The organism is Arthrobacter rhizophilus, assembly GCF_026241105.1.
Taxonomy (GTDB): Bacteria; Actinomycetota; Actinomycetes; order Actinomycetales; family Micrococcaceae; genus Arthrobacter.
On the sequence record NZ_JAPFFT010000003.1, the window covers coordinates 108087 to 125691 of the forward strand.

16 protein-coding genes are annotated in these 17605 nt (G+C 63.4%); 6 read left to right on the forward strand and 10 right to left on the reverse strand.

The genetic code is table 11. The annotated features are described in order from the left end of the window. Positions 1-80: 80 nt before the first annotated feature. The 5 genes from OOZ51_RS04550 to OOZ51_RS04570 all read right to left on the reverse strand — a co-directional run bounded on the left by OOZ51_RS04550 (position 81) and on the right by OOZ51_RS04570 (position 4084). Positions 81-680 carry a hypothetical protein gene (locus tag OOZ51_RS04550; RefSeq protein WP_265977785.1) on the reverse strand — a complete coding sequence of 200 codons (600 nt, stop codon included), beginning with the start codon at positions 678-680 and terminating at the stop codon, positions 81-83. A gap of 6 nt (positions 681-686) precedes the next feature. Next, positions 687-1361, reverse strand: coding sequence for a TasA family protein (locus OOZ51_RS04555; protein ID WP_265977786.1), 675 nt, complete (start codon positions 1359-1361; stop codon positions 687-689). A gap of 36 nt (positions 1362-1397) precedes the next feature. Continuing rightward, on the reverse strand, positions 1398-2018 hold the full coding sequence (locus OOZ51_RS04560) for a signal peptidase I (RefSeq protein ID WP_265977787.1): 621 nt from the start codon (positions 2016-2018) through the stop codon (positions 1398-1400). 220 nt (positions 2019-2238) lie between these two features. Beyond that, positions 2239-3201 (reverse strand): plastocyanin/azurin family copper-binding protein, encoded by a 963-nt coding sequence (locus OOZ51_RS04565; RefSeq protein ID WP_265977789.1) that lies wholly within the window; start codon positions 3199-3201, stop codon positions 2239-2241. 730 nt (positions 3202-3931) lie between these two features. Further along, on the reverse strand, positions 3932-4084 hold the full coding sequence (locus OOZ51_RS04570) for a hypothetical protein (RefSeq protein WP_265977790.1): 153 nt from the start codon (positions 4082-4084) through the stop codon (positions 3932-3934). 672 nt (positions 4085-4756) lie between these two features. Here OOZ51_RS04570 and OOZ51_RS04575 point away from each other — a divergent pair. From OOZ51_RS04575 to OOZ51_RS04585, 3 genes are all read left to right on the forward strand, one after another. Next, entirely contained in the window at positions 4757-5812 is a 1056-nt protein-coding gene (locus OOZ51_RS04575; RefSeq protein ID WP_265977791.1) for an LCP family protein, read from the forward strand. Positions 5813-5876: 64 nt separating this feature from the next. Beyond that, positions 5877-8096, forward strand: coding sequence for a S9 family peptidase (locus OOZ51_RS04580; RefSeq protein WP_265977792.1), 2220 nt, complete (start codon positions 5877-5879; stop codon positions 8094-8096). Between the two features lie 66 nt (positions 8097-8162). Further along, entirely contained in the window at positions 8163-9809 is a 1647-nt protein-coding gene (locus OOZ51_RS04585; RefSeq protein ID WP_265977794.1) for a hybrid sensor histidine kinase/response regulator, read from the forward strand. Between the two features lie 284 nt (positions 9810-10093). Here OOZ51_RS04585 and OOZ51_RS04590 read toward each other — a convergent pair whose 3' ends face one another. The 3 genes from OOZ51_RS04590 to OOZ51_RS04600 form a co-directional block, all read right to left on the reverse strand. Further along, entirely contained in the window at positions 10094-10270 is a 177-nt protein-coding gene (locus OOZ51_RS04590; RefSeq protein WP_265977795.1) for a hypothetical protein, read from the reverse strand. A gap of 83 nt (positions 10271-10353) precedes the next feature. Further along, positions 10354-11211: a response regulator transcription factor gene (locus OOZ51_RS04595; protein WP_265977796.1), complete on the reverse strand. Its 858-nt coding sequence runs from the start codon at positions 11209-11211 to the stop codon at positions 10354-10356. A gap of 66 nt (positions 11212-11277) precedes the next feature. Continuing rightward, on the reverse strand, positions 11278-11832 hold the full coding sequence (locus OOZ51_RS04600) for a GNAT family N-acetyltransferase (protein ID WP_265977797.1): 555 nt from the start codon (positions 11830-11832) through the stop codon (positions 11278-11280). 249 nt (positions 11833-12081) lie between these two features. On the opposite strand from OOZ51_RS04600, the gene OOZ51_RS04605 reads away from it, so the two are divergent. From OOZ51_RS04605 to OOZ51_RS04615, 3 genes are read left to right on the forward strand one after another with little or no spacing between them, the layout of a single operon-like run. Then, positions 12082-12564 (forward strand): hotdog fold thioesterase, encoded by a 483-nt coding sequence (locus OOZ51_RS04605; protein ID WP_265977799.1) that lies wholly within the window; start codon positions 12082-12084, stop codon positions 12562-12564. 7 nt (positions 12565-12571) lie between these two features. Beyond that, the gene (paaK, locus tag OOZ51_RS04610) at positions 12572-13912 is read left to right on the forward strand and encodes a phenylacetate--CoA ligase PaaK (protein WP_265977800.1); all 1341 of its coding nucleotides are present in this window, start codon (positions 12572-12574) and stop codon (positions 13910-13912) included. A gap of 53 nt (positions 13913-13965) precedes the next feature. Further along, positions 13966-14568 (forward strand): TetR/AcrR family transcriptional regulator, encoded by a 603-nt coding sequence (locus OOZ51_RS04615; RefSeq protein WP_265977801.1) that lies wholly within the window; start codon positions 13966-13968, stop codon positions 14566-14568. A 150-nt stretch (positions 14569-14718) separates the two neighbouring features. Here the strand turns inward: OOZ51_RS04615 and OOZ51_RS04620 are convergent, their stop codons facing one another. Together OOZ51_RS04620 and paaZ are read right to left on the reverse strand one after the other, a co-directional pair. Continuing rightward, positions 14719-15126 (reverse strand): VOC family protein, encoded by a 408-nt coding sequence (locus OOZ51_RS04620; RefSeq protein WP_265977802.1) that lies wholly within the window; start codon positions 15124-15126, stop codon positions 14719-14721. Positions 15127-15385: 259 nt separating this feature from the next. Beyond that, positions 15386-17488 carry a phenylacetic acid degradation bifunctional protein PaaZ gene (gene paaZ, locus OOZ51_RS04625; RefSeq protein ID WP_265977804.1) on the reverse strand — a complete coding sequence of 701 codons (2103 nt, stop codon included), beginning with the start codon at positions 17486-17488 and terminating at the stop codon, positions 15386-15388. Positions 17489-17605 lie beyond the last annotated feature (117 nt).

A 17605-nucleotide genomic window follows, 5' to 3' on the forward strand; every position in this document is an offset into this window, starting at 1 on the left:
TTAACAACCTGAAACGCGAGCGCGTCCGGACGTGCCCGGATCTCCGGATGTCCGTTCCGGTGGGTCCGTTGCCGTGCTGGTCAGCCGCCGGTGGTCGTTGCGCTCCGGACCTGGGTGCGGTCGACCGAGATGCTAAGGGTCAGAGCCGAGATGGCTGTCTTGGGGACGTTGCCGTTGAAGTTGATTCTTGCCCGGAGCCGGAGGCCTGCTGCGGAAGTTGCCGGAGCAGGGCCGGTGGTGTCGGGGATGGTCGAGGTTCCGAAGGGTGTTGTCAGGATTGTTGCCACGGTTCCGCCCAAGCACGCACCGCTGGGTTCATTCCACGTGCCGCTGCAGGATTCGATGAAGAATTGCACGGTGGACGGGGCCGAGGTGGAGCCGCCGTAGCTTGCCGCCGTGAGGGGCAAGGTGCCCGTGTTCCCGACCGTGAAGTACCGGGGCGTAAACGAAGGATTCCCAGTGCCGCCATTGTTAGCGAAGTTGAGGGTCAGTGGGCCGCTGCCGTAGGGAGCGGCGGTGCTCAATGAGGCGACGGCTGCCCATGTGCCGCTGGAAGCGGTCTGGGAAGCGGAGGTGGTGTTCGCCGTCGTCGCCGCGTCAGCCGGGGTGGACGTGCAAACCAGCAGGACCGCTGCCGCGATGGCGGCTGCGGCCCTGCTGGAGTAGCGGTGCACGTTCACGCGTTGCTAGCTTCCGGTGGTGGTGGAGGTGCGCTGGGTTTCGCCGAAGGTCCAGGTCAGTGCCGAGGACAGGCCCTGAATCGGGCTGGCGGGAAGATTGCCGTTGGTCGTGGTTTCGTTCTGGTCCGGCAGGGTCAGGGAGAGCTGGAGGTTCACAGTGGACCCCGCCGTGACGGACCCGGCGATCAGGGTCGAAGGCGCCGCGACGAGGGAGCTCAGGGGAACGCTTGTTGCCAGGACGGTGGTGGTGGCACCGGTGCCCGTGCAGGTGCCGGCACCGGTGGTGGTCCAGGTGCCGGAGCACTGGGTGACGGTGACGTGGAGTCCCTTGGTGGCGTCGGTGGTGAGCTTGCTGGAGGTAGCATCCGCGACCGCGAGGGTCAGGGCTTTGGCGTCCATGGTGTTGCCCTGGGTGAGGTTGACGTAGCGGATCACGGTGTCCCCGGGGGCGAGGTTGGAGACGGACTGGCCGAACCCGGTTCCGTTGTTTGCCATCGTCAGGCTCAGGGTGCCGGAGGTGGCGTTCTGGGCAGTGGCGTTGGAAGCGGTGGCGTTCAAGGCAGCGAACACGCCACCTCCGGTGATTGCCAGGCCGGCCGCTGCCACGGCGCAGGCGGCGAACAGCGCGGGCGCCGGGCGGGCGGCGGAACGGGCGGCGCGGCGGGCTGGGGTTGCAGACATGACGAATCCTTTACGGGAGCTGGTGCGGGGATGGTTTTAGTGAACGGGGATGGCGCTGCGGCGGCCGGAGGCGCCCGGTGTGCGGCGTGCCGACGGGGCGGAGGTGCTTCGGAGGATCCACCAGACAGCGGAACCGGTGACCGTCAGGCCGAACAAGGCGGTCAGGAGGGCCCGCTGGAGGGGACTCTCGATCCACAACAGGACGCTTCCTGCCGAGGGAATGACGCCGACGACGACGGGCACCTGGGCCTGGTCCAGCACGGCCGTCCAGTGGTCCGGAGCCGGGTTCGCGTCACCTTTGGTGGTGAGGACCGGGTTCGACGGAGTGCCGGCGATGGCGGTGATGCGGTGGGCGAACGGGGTGCTCTCACCCGGAGGTGTAAACACTGCGATCTGACCCGGACGAAGGGTGGTCACATCGGCCGGTGCCGTGATGAGCAGGTCCCCGGGGGCGTAGGCCGGGCGCATGCTGCCGGTCAGGACCGGGGAGAATCCGATGTGCAGAAGTGGGGCCACGACCCCGACGCCGAGGAACACCAGTGCGGCGAGCGTCGCGGCCGTCGTCGCGATCATGCCGAGCACGCGGCGTGGAGAAATACGTTGACGGATCCTCGCCCCCAGACGGGGACCCGTGCTGGAGCTGAGTGAGCTGCCCATCGGGACGTTTCCGTTTCGTTTGAGACCGTGTAGTGGAACAAGATCCACTTTGCTGGGCCCACATCAAGACGGCTCAAATATTCCAATAAGGTTTGTTTAGGATTTTTCCTCAGGACTTAAGTGAATCTTGAGCAAATCTTTACGGAAACCAAGGCTTGGACTGATGGACATGCAAAGGGTGGGGGCCAACGGTCCCCACCCTTTGCGCTCAAATCAATGCTCAGTCCTCCACAACCACCTTGCCCTTCATTCCCATGAAGTCGTGCAGAGCGCAGATGTAGTCATAGACTCCTGCCTTGTTGAATTTCACAGTGAACGTGGTGCCCGGCGTCATGAAACCGGAATGGAGCTGCCCGCCTGTGAAGTTCGTTGGATCACCGACCGGAGGGAAGACGTTGGCCGGTTCGGTGCCGAAGGTCACCGTGTGCGGAGCGCCCATGCCGTTGTTCACGAAGCTCACGATCTCGCCAACATGGATGACCACCTTAGGCTCGATGAACCGCATGACCATGGCTACGCCGTCGTCGGCTCCCGCAAAAACGGTGTGGTCGTCGGCCTGGTCACGGGCAGCGCTCCATTGCTCATAGCCGTCGCGGAGGATGGCTCGCGCCGTCCGATCAGCCCGGTTGTTGTACTGCTCCTGGGTGTACGGGTAGTCCGTGCCTTTGTCCCGCACGTGGATTGTGCCCTTCATGACCGTGCCGTGCACGAGGCAGTAGTACGTGAAGTCGCCTGTATCCGGGAACTTCAAGGTGTACGAATCAACTGCCGGGAACCCACTGTCCGAGACGTTCGACATCACACCGGAGTTGTAATATGAGTGCCCGTCATAAGACTTGCCGCCTTGAGCCAGCAAGTACAGAGGGTTGGATGGATCGAAGGGTTGCGTGGACTCAATCGTTTGCCCCGCGGCCAGGAACGTGACCGTGTGAATTTCGGCCGCATTGGCTTCCCACGTGACCTTGTCACCGGCATTGATGTAAATGTTCTTCGGCAGGAAGGACATTCCCTGAATGGCCTGGTCCGACGATTCGGAGCCGACCTGAACGGTCCACGTCCGTGCGGATTTGCCGCTGTCCGCGACGGCCGTGCCACTGAGCGCTACTGGCAACGCCAGAGCAAGGAGCAACACCAAGAGCGCCCTCAGGCGCGGCAATAAAAGGGGTTTTGGATGAGCAGTCATAAGACTCATTCCTTAGAAAAATCTGTGCTGACCGGCTGTTTCCAGCCTGGAAATTGAGGCGCCGGAGACCATGGCGTCGTTTGACGGTGACTCTGTTTCCTTGAACTTCCCTATGAACTTCAGCTCGCAACTACTGCCCGTCCCCCACATTCGGTGCGGCGCCGCGACGATGGGGCCAAGCGGGATCCTCCCTTGCTCGGAGGGATAACGTCCAGTTCCACGGGTAAAAGAACCCCCCATTGCGGAACGGATAGGACGCGGCAAAAAGCCGGCCCATGTGAAGGCGGAGAGATTTAAATCCCATCGTGCTCCCAGAACGTTATTTTGTCGAGATACCGGAATCAACGGATTAATTCAACTACTCCTGCCCCCGGCGGGACGGCTATCCGCGTTCACCAGTATCTTTCAAACCCACCCCCAGGCAACCTTCTCTTTGGGTCGCCGGTTCTCGGCAGAGACCCTTCCGCAATCGTGGCACAGGACCGTTCAGTAAAGCTGCCTGCGTCCTTTTCAACCTTCGATGACCCTGACGCGCTGAGGGGCAATCGTCCCCGGGAGTCAGCGGATCCCGCCCGCACCATTTGAGCCGAAACGGGATGGTTACGGACCGGCCAGAGCGGCGATGACGACAAGGACTGTGAGGACGGCCAGGATCGCCAGCACTGCGTACCCGGGCCACTTCGGGCCCTGGCGATGGGGGTTGATGTCAAGGTAGGGCATGGTGGCGCGGCTACTTCTCAGGGCGCGGCAACGCAGCGTGCTTCCGGCTCCCGTGCCACAGCAGGAGCAGGTGGAGGGAAACCAACAGCACAAGTGTGACGGCCTCGAAAATTGCGAGGTCGACGGCATAGCGGATGAAATCCACTGCTAGGGCGCCTTTCATTAGGACAACCCGCCGATCTTATGCGGAACAGGTCTCCTCTACCTAGTCAAACTCAAGGTGGCGTGTAGAAGAGCTCAAGTTCTGCTTAAGATTCGCTCAACAGGCCAAGGAAAATGAACGCTGATGCGTCTGAGCAGTGTCCTCATTCATCGTTCAGAACGGGAGGTTCCCGACTGAGACCGGTTGCCGGGATTCAGCGGTGGCCGCGCAAACTCGCGGGCACAGTTCATGGCCTGCCAGGAGGCCATTGAGAGTTCGTGCCGGCCAGCGGCGCTGTAGAGGTCGCCGGCCCATTCAAATTCAACCTTTCCCATTTTTCGTGCTTCCGCAGTTCCAGCGCAGGATTCTCCCAGTTATGCCCCGCCGGCGGAGGGTTACCCAAGGTTAGTCCAAGGATTGGAATAAACCTGACCGGGGGCTGTCAGCTTCGAAGTGTCGATGAATCCCACGCACACCCGGAAGCGCAGAAGACAGTGCATTAGACCCGTACTGCTTCCAGCGCCTCCCCTCGCTGTGCGTTCGTTGGCTGCGGCATCCAGTTGTACCTGGGGGTTGCAACCGCCGCAGGGCCCGCTCAGGGGCTGCCGGTCAACCGTGCGTCCGCACCCTTTGTGGCCAAATCGAGGCCTTCTTGTGCACGTTTTTAACTCACCTGAGTGATACGTTCCGGTCATGAACAGACGACGGCGGCTGTGGCTTGCGGCAGGACTGGCAGCTCTGCTGGCGCTCATCGTTGTCCTGGCCGCGATCGTCGCCGGGTCCAGCAGGACTTCGTCCGGACCGTCACCGTCAAGCGCCCCCTCAAGCGTGGCCACGAGCGCAACGCCAACCAGCACGCCATCCGCGACCCAATCCCCCGCGCCACCTGCCGCGGTACCGGCGCCACCAACAATCCCTGAGCTTCCGGCAACCCCCATGAACATCCTGGTGATTGGCAGCGACAGCCGCGAAAATGCCAGGGAACAGAACAATCAGACCATCACAACAGGCCAGTCATCGGACCAACGCTCGGATTGCCTGATGCTGATCCACGTACCGGCGGACCGGCACAAGATCTACGGCATTTCGATCCTGCGCGATAACTGGGTGGACATCCCGGGCTATGGTGCCTCCAAAATCAACGCCAGCCTTGAGGTGGGAGGCACCCCCCTGGTGGTCCGAACGGTCGAATCACTGTTGGGCACGCACATAGACCACACCATCATGCTGGACTTCAACGGCTTCAAGACCCTCACGGATAGCCTCGGCGGGATCGACGTCAATGTCACGTTGCCCTTCACCGCAAGCTTTGAGACCCATCACGTATTCCCCGCCGGAGTCAACCATTTGGACGGACAGGCAGCCCTGGAGTTCGTCCGCGAGCGCTACTCATTCGTGGACGGCGACTACCAGCGCGTCCGCAACCAGCACACGTTTCTCCAGGCCCTACTGACAAAGCTCAGGGGCGGAATCCAAACCCCCGCGGGAGTCCTCGGTCTGGTCAACTTCGCGGCCAACTACCTCACGGTGGACCAGGGATTCGACCCCGTTTCCGTAGCCATCCTGGCCTACGGACTCCGAACTGTGGATCCCGGCGCCTCCGTCTTCTTCACCCTGCCCACGGCGGGGACCGGCACTTCCCCGGACGGGCAATCGATCGTGCTGCCCGATTACGCCGGAATCGGAGAAGTGGCCGCCGCCTTGCGGGACGACACACTGCCGGAGTACGCCGTCGCGCATGGTTACTGAGCCACGGCTACCCCCGCAGCGAACGCAGGCTCCGGCGCTCGGGCAGGCTCTATATATTGAGAACATGACCCAGACTCCCGGTTCCGCCCAGCCGTCCCACACCGAAGGCCCAACAGCCCCTGTCGCAAAAAAGGTGCCGCACACCCGCGAGCACCACGGCGATGTTTTCGTGGACAACTACGAATGGCTGCGGGACAAGGAATCCGCCGAAGTCGTCGAGCACTTGAAGGCTGAAAACGCCTACCAGGAGGCCGTCACCGCACACCAGGAACCGCTGCGCGAAGCAATCTTCCAGGAAATCAAGGGCCGCACCCAGGAGACGGACCTCTCGGTCCCCAGCCGCAAGGACAACTGGTGGTACTACACCCGCTCTATTGAGGGCAAGGAGTACGGCATCCATTGCCGTTTCCGCGCAGCACACTCCGGCGATGCGGTGGCCGACTGGACGCCGCCGGCGGTGGAACCCGGCGTCGAACTCCAGGGCGAAGAAGTCCTGCTGGACGGCAACGTCGAAGCGGAAGGCAAGCCGTTCTTCTCCATTGGCGGTACCGCTGTGACGGTGGACGGCAACCTTTATGCCTACGCCGTGGACAACTCCGGCGAGGAACGATTCACTCTTCGCATCAAGGACCTGCGGACCGGCGAACTGCTGCCGGATGTCATCGAGAACATTTTCTACGGCGTGGCCTTCTCCCCAGACGGCACCCGGATCTTCTACACCGTGGTGGACGACGCCTGGCGCCCCTACCAGGTGAAGTCGCACGTCCTGGGAACGCCTGTCAGCGATGACCTGGTCATCTACCAAGAAGACGACGTCGCCATGTGGCTCGGATTCGAAATCTCCTCCGACCGGCGGTACCTCGTGCTGAGCATCGGCTGCTCGGAATTCAGCGAAACGCGCTTGCTGCGCTTTGACGATTACGACGCCGGCCTGTCCACCGTGATATCCCGCGACGAACACATCCTCTACGAGGCCGAGCCGTTCCTGCTGGATGGCGCTGAAACCATCCTCCTTACGCACAACAAGGAGGCCATCAACTCGATGGTTTCCATCGCGGACCCGGCCGAGTTCGCCAAGCCGCTGGCCCAGCAGCACTGGCGCACCGTCGTCGAGCACTCCGGCTCCGTTCGCGTCAACGGCGCCGGCGTCACGTCGACGCATCTGGTGGTTGCGGTGCGGCAGGACACGATCGAACGCGTTCAGGTGCTGCCCCTCGCTGGACTGGGAACGGCGGCGCAGGGCGCTGCGGTGGAACCCGCCTTCGACGAGGAGCTGTACACGGCAGGAGTGGCCGGCTCGGACTACGAGGCCCCGGTGATCCGCATCGGCTACACGTCCTTCTTCACGCCGTCGAGGGTATACGACTTCGTGCTGCCCACCGCCGCACTCCCGCAGGGCGAACTGCTGCTACGGAAGGAAAGCCCGGTGCTGGGCGGGTACGCCGCGTCAGACTACGTGGCCACGCGGGAATGGGCGACGGCGGCGGACGGCACGCACGTGCCGCTTTCCGTGCTCCGGCACGCCTCCGTGTCGCAGGATTCAACCGGCGCGGGCCTGGTCTACGGCTATGGCTCCTACGAGGTCAGCATGGATCCGGGCTTCGGCGTGGCGCGTTTGTCCCTCCTGGACCGCGGAATCGTCATGGTGATCGCCCACATCCGCGGCGGCGGCGAGCTCGGCCGGCACTGGTACGACGACGGCAAGAAGCTCAACAAGAAGAACACCTTCACGGACTTCATCGCAGCAACTGACTGGCTGGCATCCTCCGGCTGGGTGGCACCGAACCGGATCGCGGCCATGGGTGGCTCTGCCGGCGGCCTGCTGATGGGCGCCGTGGCCAACCTTGCGCCGGAGAAGTACGCCGCCGTTGTTGCCGCCGTGCCGTTCGTGGATGCCCTGAACACCATTCTGGACCCGGAACTGCCGCTCTCCGCGCTCGAGTGGGAGGAATGGGGCAACCCCATCACCGATCCCGAGGTGTACCAGTACATGAAGTCCTACACTCCGTACGAGAACATCCGTGCCGTCTCCTATCCGAAAATTGCTGCAGTGACGTCCTTCAACGACACCCGCGTGTTCTACGTGGAGCCCGCCAAGTGGGTTCAGGTGCTGCGTTCCGAGACCACCGGCACAGCGCCGATCGTGATGAAGATCGAGATGGAAGGTGGACACGGCGGGGCATCGGGTCGGTACGTGCAGTGGCGTGAGCGCGCCTGGGACTATGCCTTCGTCGCGGACTCGCTCGGCGCCGTCGATCTGCTGCCTGGCGCAGGGCTCAAGTAGCGTTCTCGATAGTAGGCTCTCCCATGGGGGCCGAACCGAAACAGTAGGAGCGCAGTGGAGAGTCGCTTGACTAACGACGCATCGGCGCCAAACCGTGCCTTGGTGGCCGACCCCGATCCTGTGCGTCTCGAAGAGACGGTTGCGGCCCTCATCTCCGCGGGGTTCTTGGTCCGTACAGCGTTCGACGCCGGCTCGCTTGCGGCCGCGCTGGAAAGCGGGCCGAGCGACGTGGTGGTCTTGGACAACGAACTCCGCGAATTCCTTCCCAGGAACAGCGTCCCCGTCCTGCTCATGCTGGATTCCGAGGACAAGCTGGATGTCGCAGCCCTGGAAACCTGGATAATTGCGGATTTTGTATACAAGGGCCAAGCACCGGGCTTTCGGGCATCCAGGGCATTGGTCCTCATAGCCCGGGCCGCCGAACGTATGCGTCGCCGCTCCGAAGCCGAATCACTGCGTGAGAGCTTGCGGAAGGTGTCCTCGGCCATCCGCTCAACCATTGATCCCGGACAGATTGCCCGGCACCTGGTGGATGGTATCGGCGAGGCCCTTAGTGCGGAACACGTCTGGTTCACCACATTCCCGGACGTACGCGTGCCGCAGGTCACCGCCGAATGGAGCGCCCCGGGACTGGCACGAGGAGTCCTGCCTCCCGAATTAGCTGACGAAACCTCCATGTTCGAACTGGCGGAGCGCCTATGGGCCGAAGCAGACGTGCAACCGCTCCCGAAAGGAACTCCGCCGGGCCGGGCTCTCCCGGGGCGCCCCGGTGGAGCAGGTCGGCACGGTGGCGCCGGTTCGCCGTCGGCCTCTGTTGTGGTTCCTGTGGGCGAAGGTGATCTTGTCCTCGGGGTCATCTGGATCGCGCGACCGGACACCGCACACGAATGGACCCGAGCCGAAATCGGCCTGATCCAGCACGTTTCTGGGAACTTGGCGTATGGACTGATGCAAAGCCACCTGATTGGCGCACAGCAGCAGGTCATGTACAAACTCCAGGAACTCGACCAGGCCAAGACCGACTTCCTCACCACGGTGAACCACGAACTTAGAACCCCGCTGACGTCCATCACCGCCTATCTGGACATGATCCGCAGCGGCGCCGGCGGACCGATTCCTGCGGGTGTGGCGCGGATGATCGACGTCATTTCACGAAATGCCGAGCGTCTCCGCCGCCTGATCGAGGACATGCTCACCGTCTCGCACCAGGACACTTCAGGCGATCTCCAATTGAGCCGCGTCAACGTGGGCACCCTGCTCAGGCTCGTCGTCTCGACGTTGCAGCCCCTCGCGGACTCCCGTTCGCTGTCCCTCACCGTGGAGCATGCCCCAGGGACCGTAACCGTCCAGGCCGACGAAGCCAAGCTGGAGCAGGTTTTCGCCAATATCATCAGCAACGCGATCAAATTCACCCCCGACGGCGGCCACGTCGCTGTCAGCAGCGGGATCGCCTCCGATCCAGGGACGGTTCCCAGCGTGGTGGTGCGCGTCGAAGACACCGGCGTCGGGATCCCGGAAACGGAAATCGACCAAGTGTTTACGCGATTCTTCCGCGCCTCCAATGCCTCCACCGCGGCCATCCCCGGCAGCGGGCTCGGCCTGGCGATAGCCCACGACATTGTGGAGCGCCATTCCGGCAAGCTCAATATCGAGTCCGGCCTCGGTGTGGGAACCACGGTCTCGGTCCGGCTTCCGCTGGATACCGGCGGCTAAGGAGACACGGACGGTTCGGCGCCGTCCTCGGCTCGGCGGACGACGGTTCGGCGCCGTCCTCGGCTCGGCGGACGACGGTTCGGCGCGCCGTCCTGACCTTGTTTCGTGTGGGAAAGCGCTTACGACACGGCGAGTCGCGTTATTTCGGCGCTCAAACCCGCCAAACAAGGTCAGGACGGGAACTCGTTTTGACCCGCGGCCCCAAAAGACACCGCAAAAAACACCGCCCCCGGGCGGTGGCCCCGAGGCGGTGTTGGAACAGTCTTGACGTCTGGCGATCAGCCCTAGTTGGGCCACCAACCGACCTGCGCGTAAAGCACTGGGTCGGACACAACAGGGACGGTGGTAACCGTGGTGCTTGTGGTGTGGTGAGTGGTCTTCGGCGCGGCATTGGCAGGAGTAACAAATCCGCCAATAACCAGCATGCCCGTCATGAGAAGTGTTGCGGCGAATTTTTTCATGCACTGCTCCTTTGAGCCGTTAGAAATCCGAAGGTGACCTTCCCAGCGTAAGGAGCGTTGTTAAACGTTCCCTTAAGATCGGATCAGTTTTCCGTAGTCTTTGCGGCCAGGCGGTATCCAATGCCGCGCACGGTCTCCACCCAACGTGGCGACTGTGCCGAATCACCCAGCTTCCGCCGCAGATTGGCGATGTGAACCTGGATGGCGCGCTCTTCGGACTCGCTCACGTAGGCTCCGGTTTCGTACTCCCTGGCATGTAGCCAGCGGGCCAGCCCCGACGTACTTCTGACCACGCGTCCGGCTTCCATAAGCGCCTGGAGCAGGTCGAACTCAGTTCGGGTCAATTGCACTTCTTCGGCATCGACGCGTGTTGTCCGCGTGGCCACGTCCAAGTAGAGGCCGTTGTGTTCCAGCCCGGTATGGTCCGACTCTTGTGGGTTGGTTGTTTCGTGCGATCCTCGGTGCACCGCTGTTGCCGACGGGTTCGGCGCCGCAGCCGGCGGCGCCCCCTCTGCTGGCGACAGCTCCGCCGTCGTGATCCCTGCGGAAGTGCCGCCCGATAGCTTGCTGCCCCGGGGCCTGCGGAGGAGCGTCTCAACCCGGGCAAGGAGCTCCCGGGGGCGGAAGGGCTTGGTGACGAAATCGTCCGCACCGACGGCCAGTCCTTGTAGCGTGTCCACCTCGCGTGCACGGGCCGTAAGCATGACGATGTAAGCGTCGCTGAACTCCCGCACGCGACGGGTGACCTCTATGCCATCGATATCGGGCAGGCCAAGGTCCAAGGTAATGACGTCCGGGTTGTGACGGCGGACCGCAGCCACACCATCAATACCGTTCCCGGCCGCGTACACCTCCAGCCCTGAAGCTTCGAGGACGGCGTGGACCACTTCCCGGATATCGTCGTCATCCTCGATTACTACAGCTACGCCAGCTGTGCTCACTTCACGCCCCGATCTCCGCTGCCCAGCCCACCGTAACATCAGCAAAGTCTGGTATCCCCACTCATGCTACTTCCGTGCGCGCCATTCGGAATCGAGGATGGCGTAGATGACTTCGGTGGACCATTGGCCTTTGTAGTGCCAGTTGTCCACAAGGACTGCCTCGCGGCGCATACAGAGCCGCTCGCACAAGCTTGACGAGGAGGTGTTGAGGGCGTCGAGCTTGGCGTCGATCCTGTGGAACATGAGGGTCTCGAAGCCCAGGCGGAGCACGGCCTCGGCCGCCTCTGCCGCGTATCCCTGGCCTCGGCTTTCCGGAGCCAGGATCCAGCCGATTTCCGCCTGCCCCGTGCCCGGCAGCCATTTGAGCACCACTTCGCCGAGCAGTCCCGGAGAGTCGGCGCGCTCTATCGCGAGGCACACCCAGTCGCCCTCTTGTTCGAAACTGAAGTTGGCGTAGCGGCCCAGCGCCTCCATGGACTGCGTGAGGGTCAATTCCTGCCTGAGGAGGAAACGCGCGGTCTCCGGCAAGGACTGGTAGGCGTGGAATCGCTCCAGATCGGTGGCCTCGAAGCGGCGAAGCGTGAGCCTCGGCGTCCGAATGGGAAGTTCGATGAGCGGCATGCCTCGAGGCTACTACGCCCGGGGTGGCGCATCGATTGCTCCAAACCTGTCGTTTTCGGGGCTGAAAACGACCGTGAAGGGGGCCCACGCCGGCGAGGGCCCCGGCCTGAGCTTGCGAAGGCTGGGAGCCGGTGGGTCGCAATCGATGGGGGCCCACGCCGGGTCCGCCGGGCGGTCACCTCTTGACAGTTCAAGCAAACTGGGATTACCTAATGAACATTCGGTAAATAAAGCTGGAGGCAATGACGCATGGTTGAGACCACCCTTTCTGGCGCAGCGCAGCACCAGATCCTCAAGAACGACTACGCCTCCGAGTGGATGGGCCTAGAGGTGCTCAAGATCGACGACGGCCACGCTACCGTCCGCGTGAAGCTCCGCCAGGAAATGCTCAACGGCTTCGGAATGGCCCACGGCGGAATGATCTTCGCCTTCGCAGATTCAGCGTTTGCCCTCGCCTGCAACCCGGCCGTCCCATCGCCGTCGGAGGCTGACAACATCACTGTCGCCGCCGGCGTCGACATCAACTTCCTCAAGCCGGCCTATCAAGGCCAGGTGATCACCGCCGTCGCGAACCGCCGCGCCAACAACGGGCGCAGCGGCCTGTACGACATCCAGATCTTCGCGGCCGACGCAAGCGAACCTGCCGCCGTCGGGTCGCCCGAGGATCCGGGCAGCTACGGCGAGCTCATCGCCGAGTTCCGTGGCCGCAGCCGCACCATTTCCAAGAAGTAGGAAGACCATGACACAGAACACCGTCGCCGCTCCTGACGCACCCGTGCTGGACCGCGAAGAAACCATCTCCCGCGACGAGCTCGAGGCCCTCCAGCTCCGCCGGCTCCAGCACACCGTGGCCTACGCGTACGATCGCGTGCCGCTGTACAAGCGCAAGTTCGACGACGCCGGCGTCCACCCCACGGACCTCCGCGAACTGTCCGATCTCGGCAAGTTCCCGTACACCACCAAGGAGGACCTCCGCCAGGAATATCCGTTCGGCATGTTCGCCGTCCCGCAGAACGAAGTAGCCCGCGTCCACGCGAGCTCAGGCACCACCGGCCGGCCGACCGTCGTCGGATACACCAAAAACGACCTCGCCAACTGGGCCACCTTGGTAGCCCGCTCACTCCGCGCCTCCGGAGTCCGTCCAGGCATGAAGGTTCACAACGCCTACGGCTACGGCCTGTTCACCGGCGGCCTGGGTGCCCATGCCGGGGCCGAAGCGCTCGGCTGCACCGTCATCCCGATGTCCGGCGGCCAGACCGAACGCCAGATCCAGCTGATCCAAGACTTCAAGCCGGACGCGATCCTGGCAACCCCCACCTACTTGCTCACCATTGCCGACGCCATGGCACACATGGGTGTGGACCCGGCGTCGACCTCACTCAAGTACGCGGTGCTCGGCGCCGAACCGTGGACCGAGGAAATGCGCCACGAGCTCGAAACAACCATGAACATCAAGGCCTGCGACATCTACGGGCTCTCCGAGGTCATGGGCCCGGGCGTCGCCGGCGAGGCCGTGGAGACTCAGGACGGCTGCCACATTTGGGAAGACCATTTCCGCCCGGAAATCATCGATCCGTTCGACCCCTCCCGCGGGGTTAGCGCCGTGCTGGCCGACGGCGAGCCGGGCGAACTCGTCTTCACCTCGCTCACCAAGGAAGCGCTGCCGATCATCCGGTACCGCACCAAAGACCTCACACGCCTTCTGCCGGGCACTGCCCGCCCGGCGCACCGCCGCATGGGCCGCATCACCGGCCGCAGCGACGACATGATCATCCTGCGCGGCGTGAACCTCTTCCCGTCGCAAATCGAGGAAATCGCCCTGCGCATTCCCGAGCTCAGCCCACACTTCCAGCTCGAGCTCACACGCCTCGAGGGCAAGCGCATGGATTCGCTCACGGTCAAGATCGAGCGCCGAGATAACGTTTCCGTCGAGGCGGGTACGACGGCGGCACACGCCTTGCGGGAACAGATCAAGATCCACGTGGGTTCTTCGTGCGTGGTTGATGTGGTGGAACCGGGTTCGCTCGAGCGTTCCAACGGCAAACTGCGCCGCGTCTACGACATGCGACCCAAGAGGTAACGTGGCCGGGCGGGTGCACGAATCAACCGACCGTTCATGAGAAAATGGCCAGCATGCCTAGTGAAACAGCAACCAAGCGGGGACGCCCCGGATACGACCAGCAATCAGTGCTGCTCATCGCCGTCGACGTCTTCAACCGCCACGGTTACGACGCCACGTCCATGGGCATTCTGGCCGAAAACCTCGGAATCTCAAAGTCGGCCATTTACCACCACGTGCCGTCCAAGGGCGACCTCCTGAAGCTCGCCCTTGAGCACGCGCTGGGAGGGCTTGAGGCCATCCTGGATCAACCCGAGGCTGTTACCGGGGCGGCCGACGCACGCCTGGAATTCGTGTTGCGGCAGACCATCGCCGTATTGGTGGAGCGGCTCCCGTTCGTCACGCTGCTTCTGCGGCTCCGCGGCAACACGGAGATCGAGCGCGATGCCCTGGAACGGCGTCGTGCTTTCGACCACAAGGTGGCCGCACTGATCTCGGCCGCCCGCGAAGAAGGCTCGCTGCGCCAGGACATCGATCCCCGCACCGTGACCCGGCTTCTGTTCGGCACCATCAACTCGATCGTGGAGTGGTACAAACCGGGCGGCTCGCTGTCCCCTCAGCGCCTGGCCGACGACGTCATCACCATGGCCTTCGACGGCCTGCACGCCTCGGCGTAGGGCTCGTTCCTCCCCTCTGCCCTCCCCTCCTCCCCCCTCGCCCGACTCCCCCCCGACGCTCGCTCACATATATGGCCAATTGGCAGAACCCTCCTTCACTAAGAAGTGAAGGAGGGTTCTGCGTGGTGTTCGTGAGTGCTTTTCAGCCAGTCAGAGCTGGTATTCGGCCTGGATCCCCAAGCTTTCATGGACGCAGAGGACGTTGTTTTCCGTGTCCATGAACCATGCGCACCGATCAGCGTCGGTAGTACAAATGTGGTGTTCGGTCTTGAGATCCGGGAGGTCGTAATCCCGGAATTCGACGCCGCTCGCCTCCATTTCATCGACTGTCCGCTCGATGTCGCTGACTTCAAAGGAAAGGGCAGTGTGCGATGAGTGCATGCCGTCCTTGATGGGCATCAACTGCAGCATTGGGCCGCCATCGATACCAAACAAATCATTTCCATCCCACGTCATGCCGCGGTGCGGGAGGCCGAGCTTCTCCGCGTAAAAGCTGCGGGCTCGGGCTACGTCGTCGACGGGCAAGACAGTTGTGGCTGTTCTGAGTGCTAGGTTCACTTCGCCACCTCCTACGCTGAAAATCTTACGCCGGACGAGGTCGGAAAGAACTTGTGAGCGAGCGTTGGCCTAGACCGCGGTTCACTCAAATCCGTAGACGGATCGCTCGAATGTTTCTACTACGTTTTCGGCGAGACCGACGTCGTCGGGGTCTTCGAAATCCCGGACGCGGTGGCAAACACCCACAAACGTGAGCGAGCGTCCGCAGGAAACCCGAAAAACGTGAGCGAGCGTCGGGGTGGGAGGGGAAGGGGGAGGGTTACTTCTCCACGAGGGTCAGGACGTCGTACGTGGCGACGATTTCGTCGTTCTGGTTGGTCAGGACGGCATCCCAGGCTACTTCGCCGTACTCGTCGGTTTCGCGCGGGGTGATCTTCTTAGCTGTCAGGGTGACGCGGATCGAATCCCCTGCCGGCACGGGCTTGACGAGGCGCAGGTTCTCCAGGCCGTAGTTGGCCAGGACGGGCCCCGGAGCGGGCTCCACGAACAGTCCGGCGGCCCAGCTCAGCAGCAGGTATCCGTGCGCCACGATTCCCGGGAAGAACGGGTTCGCCTCGGCTGCTGCCTGGTTGGTGTGGGCGTAGAAGGTGTCGCCCGTGGAGTTGGCGAAGGCGGTGATGTCTTCGAGGGTGACCTGCCGTAGTCCAGACCGCACAGCGTCGCCGATCCGCAAAGTCGCCAGGGACTTCCGGAACGGGTGCGTTCCTTCCGTCTCCACCGTAAAGTTGCGGTCCGCGCCTGCGTGCCAGACGCCGGTCACGGCAGTGAGCATGTTCGGCGAGCCTTGAATGGCGGTGCGCTGCATATGGTGCATGACCGAGCGGATACCGCCGAGTTCTTCGCCGCCACCGGCACGGCCCGGTCCGCCGTGGACCAGGTGCGGCACGGGCGAACCATGCCCGGTTGACGATCGGGCGTCCTCCCGGTTGAGCATCAGGACCCGCCCGTGGTGCGCCGCGATTCCGGTCACCAATTCGCGGGCAATAGCGGGATCGTTGGTGCATACGGAGGCCACCAGGGAGCCGCCACCGCGGGCGGCGAGGCGGACGGCGTCGTCGAGGTCCGTGTACCCGATCACGGACGACACCGGACCGAACGCCTCGAGCGAGTGGACAGCTTCCGAGTCCGCGTCAGCCCAACTCAGGACGACCGGCGACATGAATGCTCCGCCCTCAACGACACCAACGGTGCCGTCGAGCGAGGTGACCGACGGCGAATCGAGCGCCCCGTACGCAAGCTCCCCACCGGCGTCGAGCATTGACTGCACTGCCGCGCGAACGTCGGCGAGTTGCTCGAGGGACGCGAGGGCGCCCATCGTGACGCCCTCCGCGCGGGGGTCACCGACGACGACGCGCTCGTCCACCCGCGCGCCGATGGCGGAGACGACGTCGGACACCAAGGCCTGCGGCACGATGGTGCGGCGGATCGAGGTGCACTTCTGCCCGGCCTTGACCGTCATTTCGGTGACGACAGACTTGATGAAGGCGTCGAACTCGGGGGTGCCGGGGACTGCGTCGGGTCCGAGGATGGCGGCGTTGAGCGAGTCCGTTTCCGAGGTGAAGCGGACGCCACCCTGGACCACGTTGACGTGGGACTTCAGCGAGTTGGCGGTGGATGCCGAACCGGTGAAGGCAAGAATGTCGCGGTAATCGAGATGGTCCAGCAAGTTCCGGGCGGATCCCGAGATGAGCTGCAGCGAGCCTTCGGGCAGGATCCCGGACTCCACGATCGCCTTGACCACGACGGCGGCCACGTAACCGGTGGGGGTGGCCGGCTTGACGATGGTGGGGACGCCGGCGATGAATGCGGGCGCGAACTTTTCGAGCATGCCCCAGACGGGGAAGTTGAAGGCGTTGATCTGCGCGGCGACCCCCGGGATGCGGGTGTAGATGTGCTCGCCGGCGAAGGAGCCATCCTTGGACAGGATTTCCATGGGACCGTCCACTACAACCCGCGAGTTTGGCAGTTCGCGGCGGCCCTTGGAGCCAAAGGTGAAGAGAACGCCGATGCCGCCGTCGATGTCCACCATCGAGTCGATCTTGGTGGCGCCGGTCTTGAATGAGGACGTGTAGAACTCCTCGCGACGGCCGTTGAGGTACTGGGCCAGCTCCTTGAGCTTGAGGGCGCGCTGGTGGAAGGTGAGCTTGCCGAGCTCGCGCTGGCCCACCGTGCGGCCGTAGTTCACGACGCCGGCAAGGTCCAGTCCGTCGGTGTTGACCGTTGCGAGGAGCTCGCCCGTGCTGGCGTCGCGGACGGGCACGCCCGCGGAGGCGTCGGCGCGGGGGGTCCACCACTCGCCCTGGACGAAACTGGGCACGGTTTCAACAACTGTGGCTTCCGGAGCGACTGCGGTACTGGTCATCGTCGACGGGTCCTTCCAAGGCACGGGCACGAAATGGACTGAACGGCCGCAAATTACTGACCGGCCGTTCGGTAATATCCCCAGAATACATGAGAGCCCCGATCTGCACACCAGATG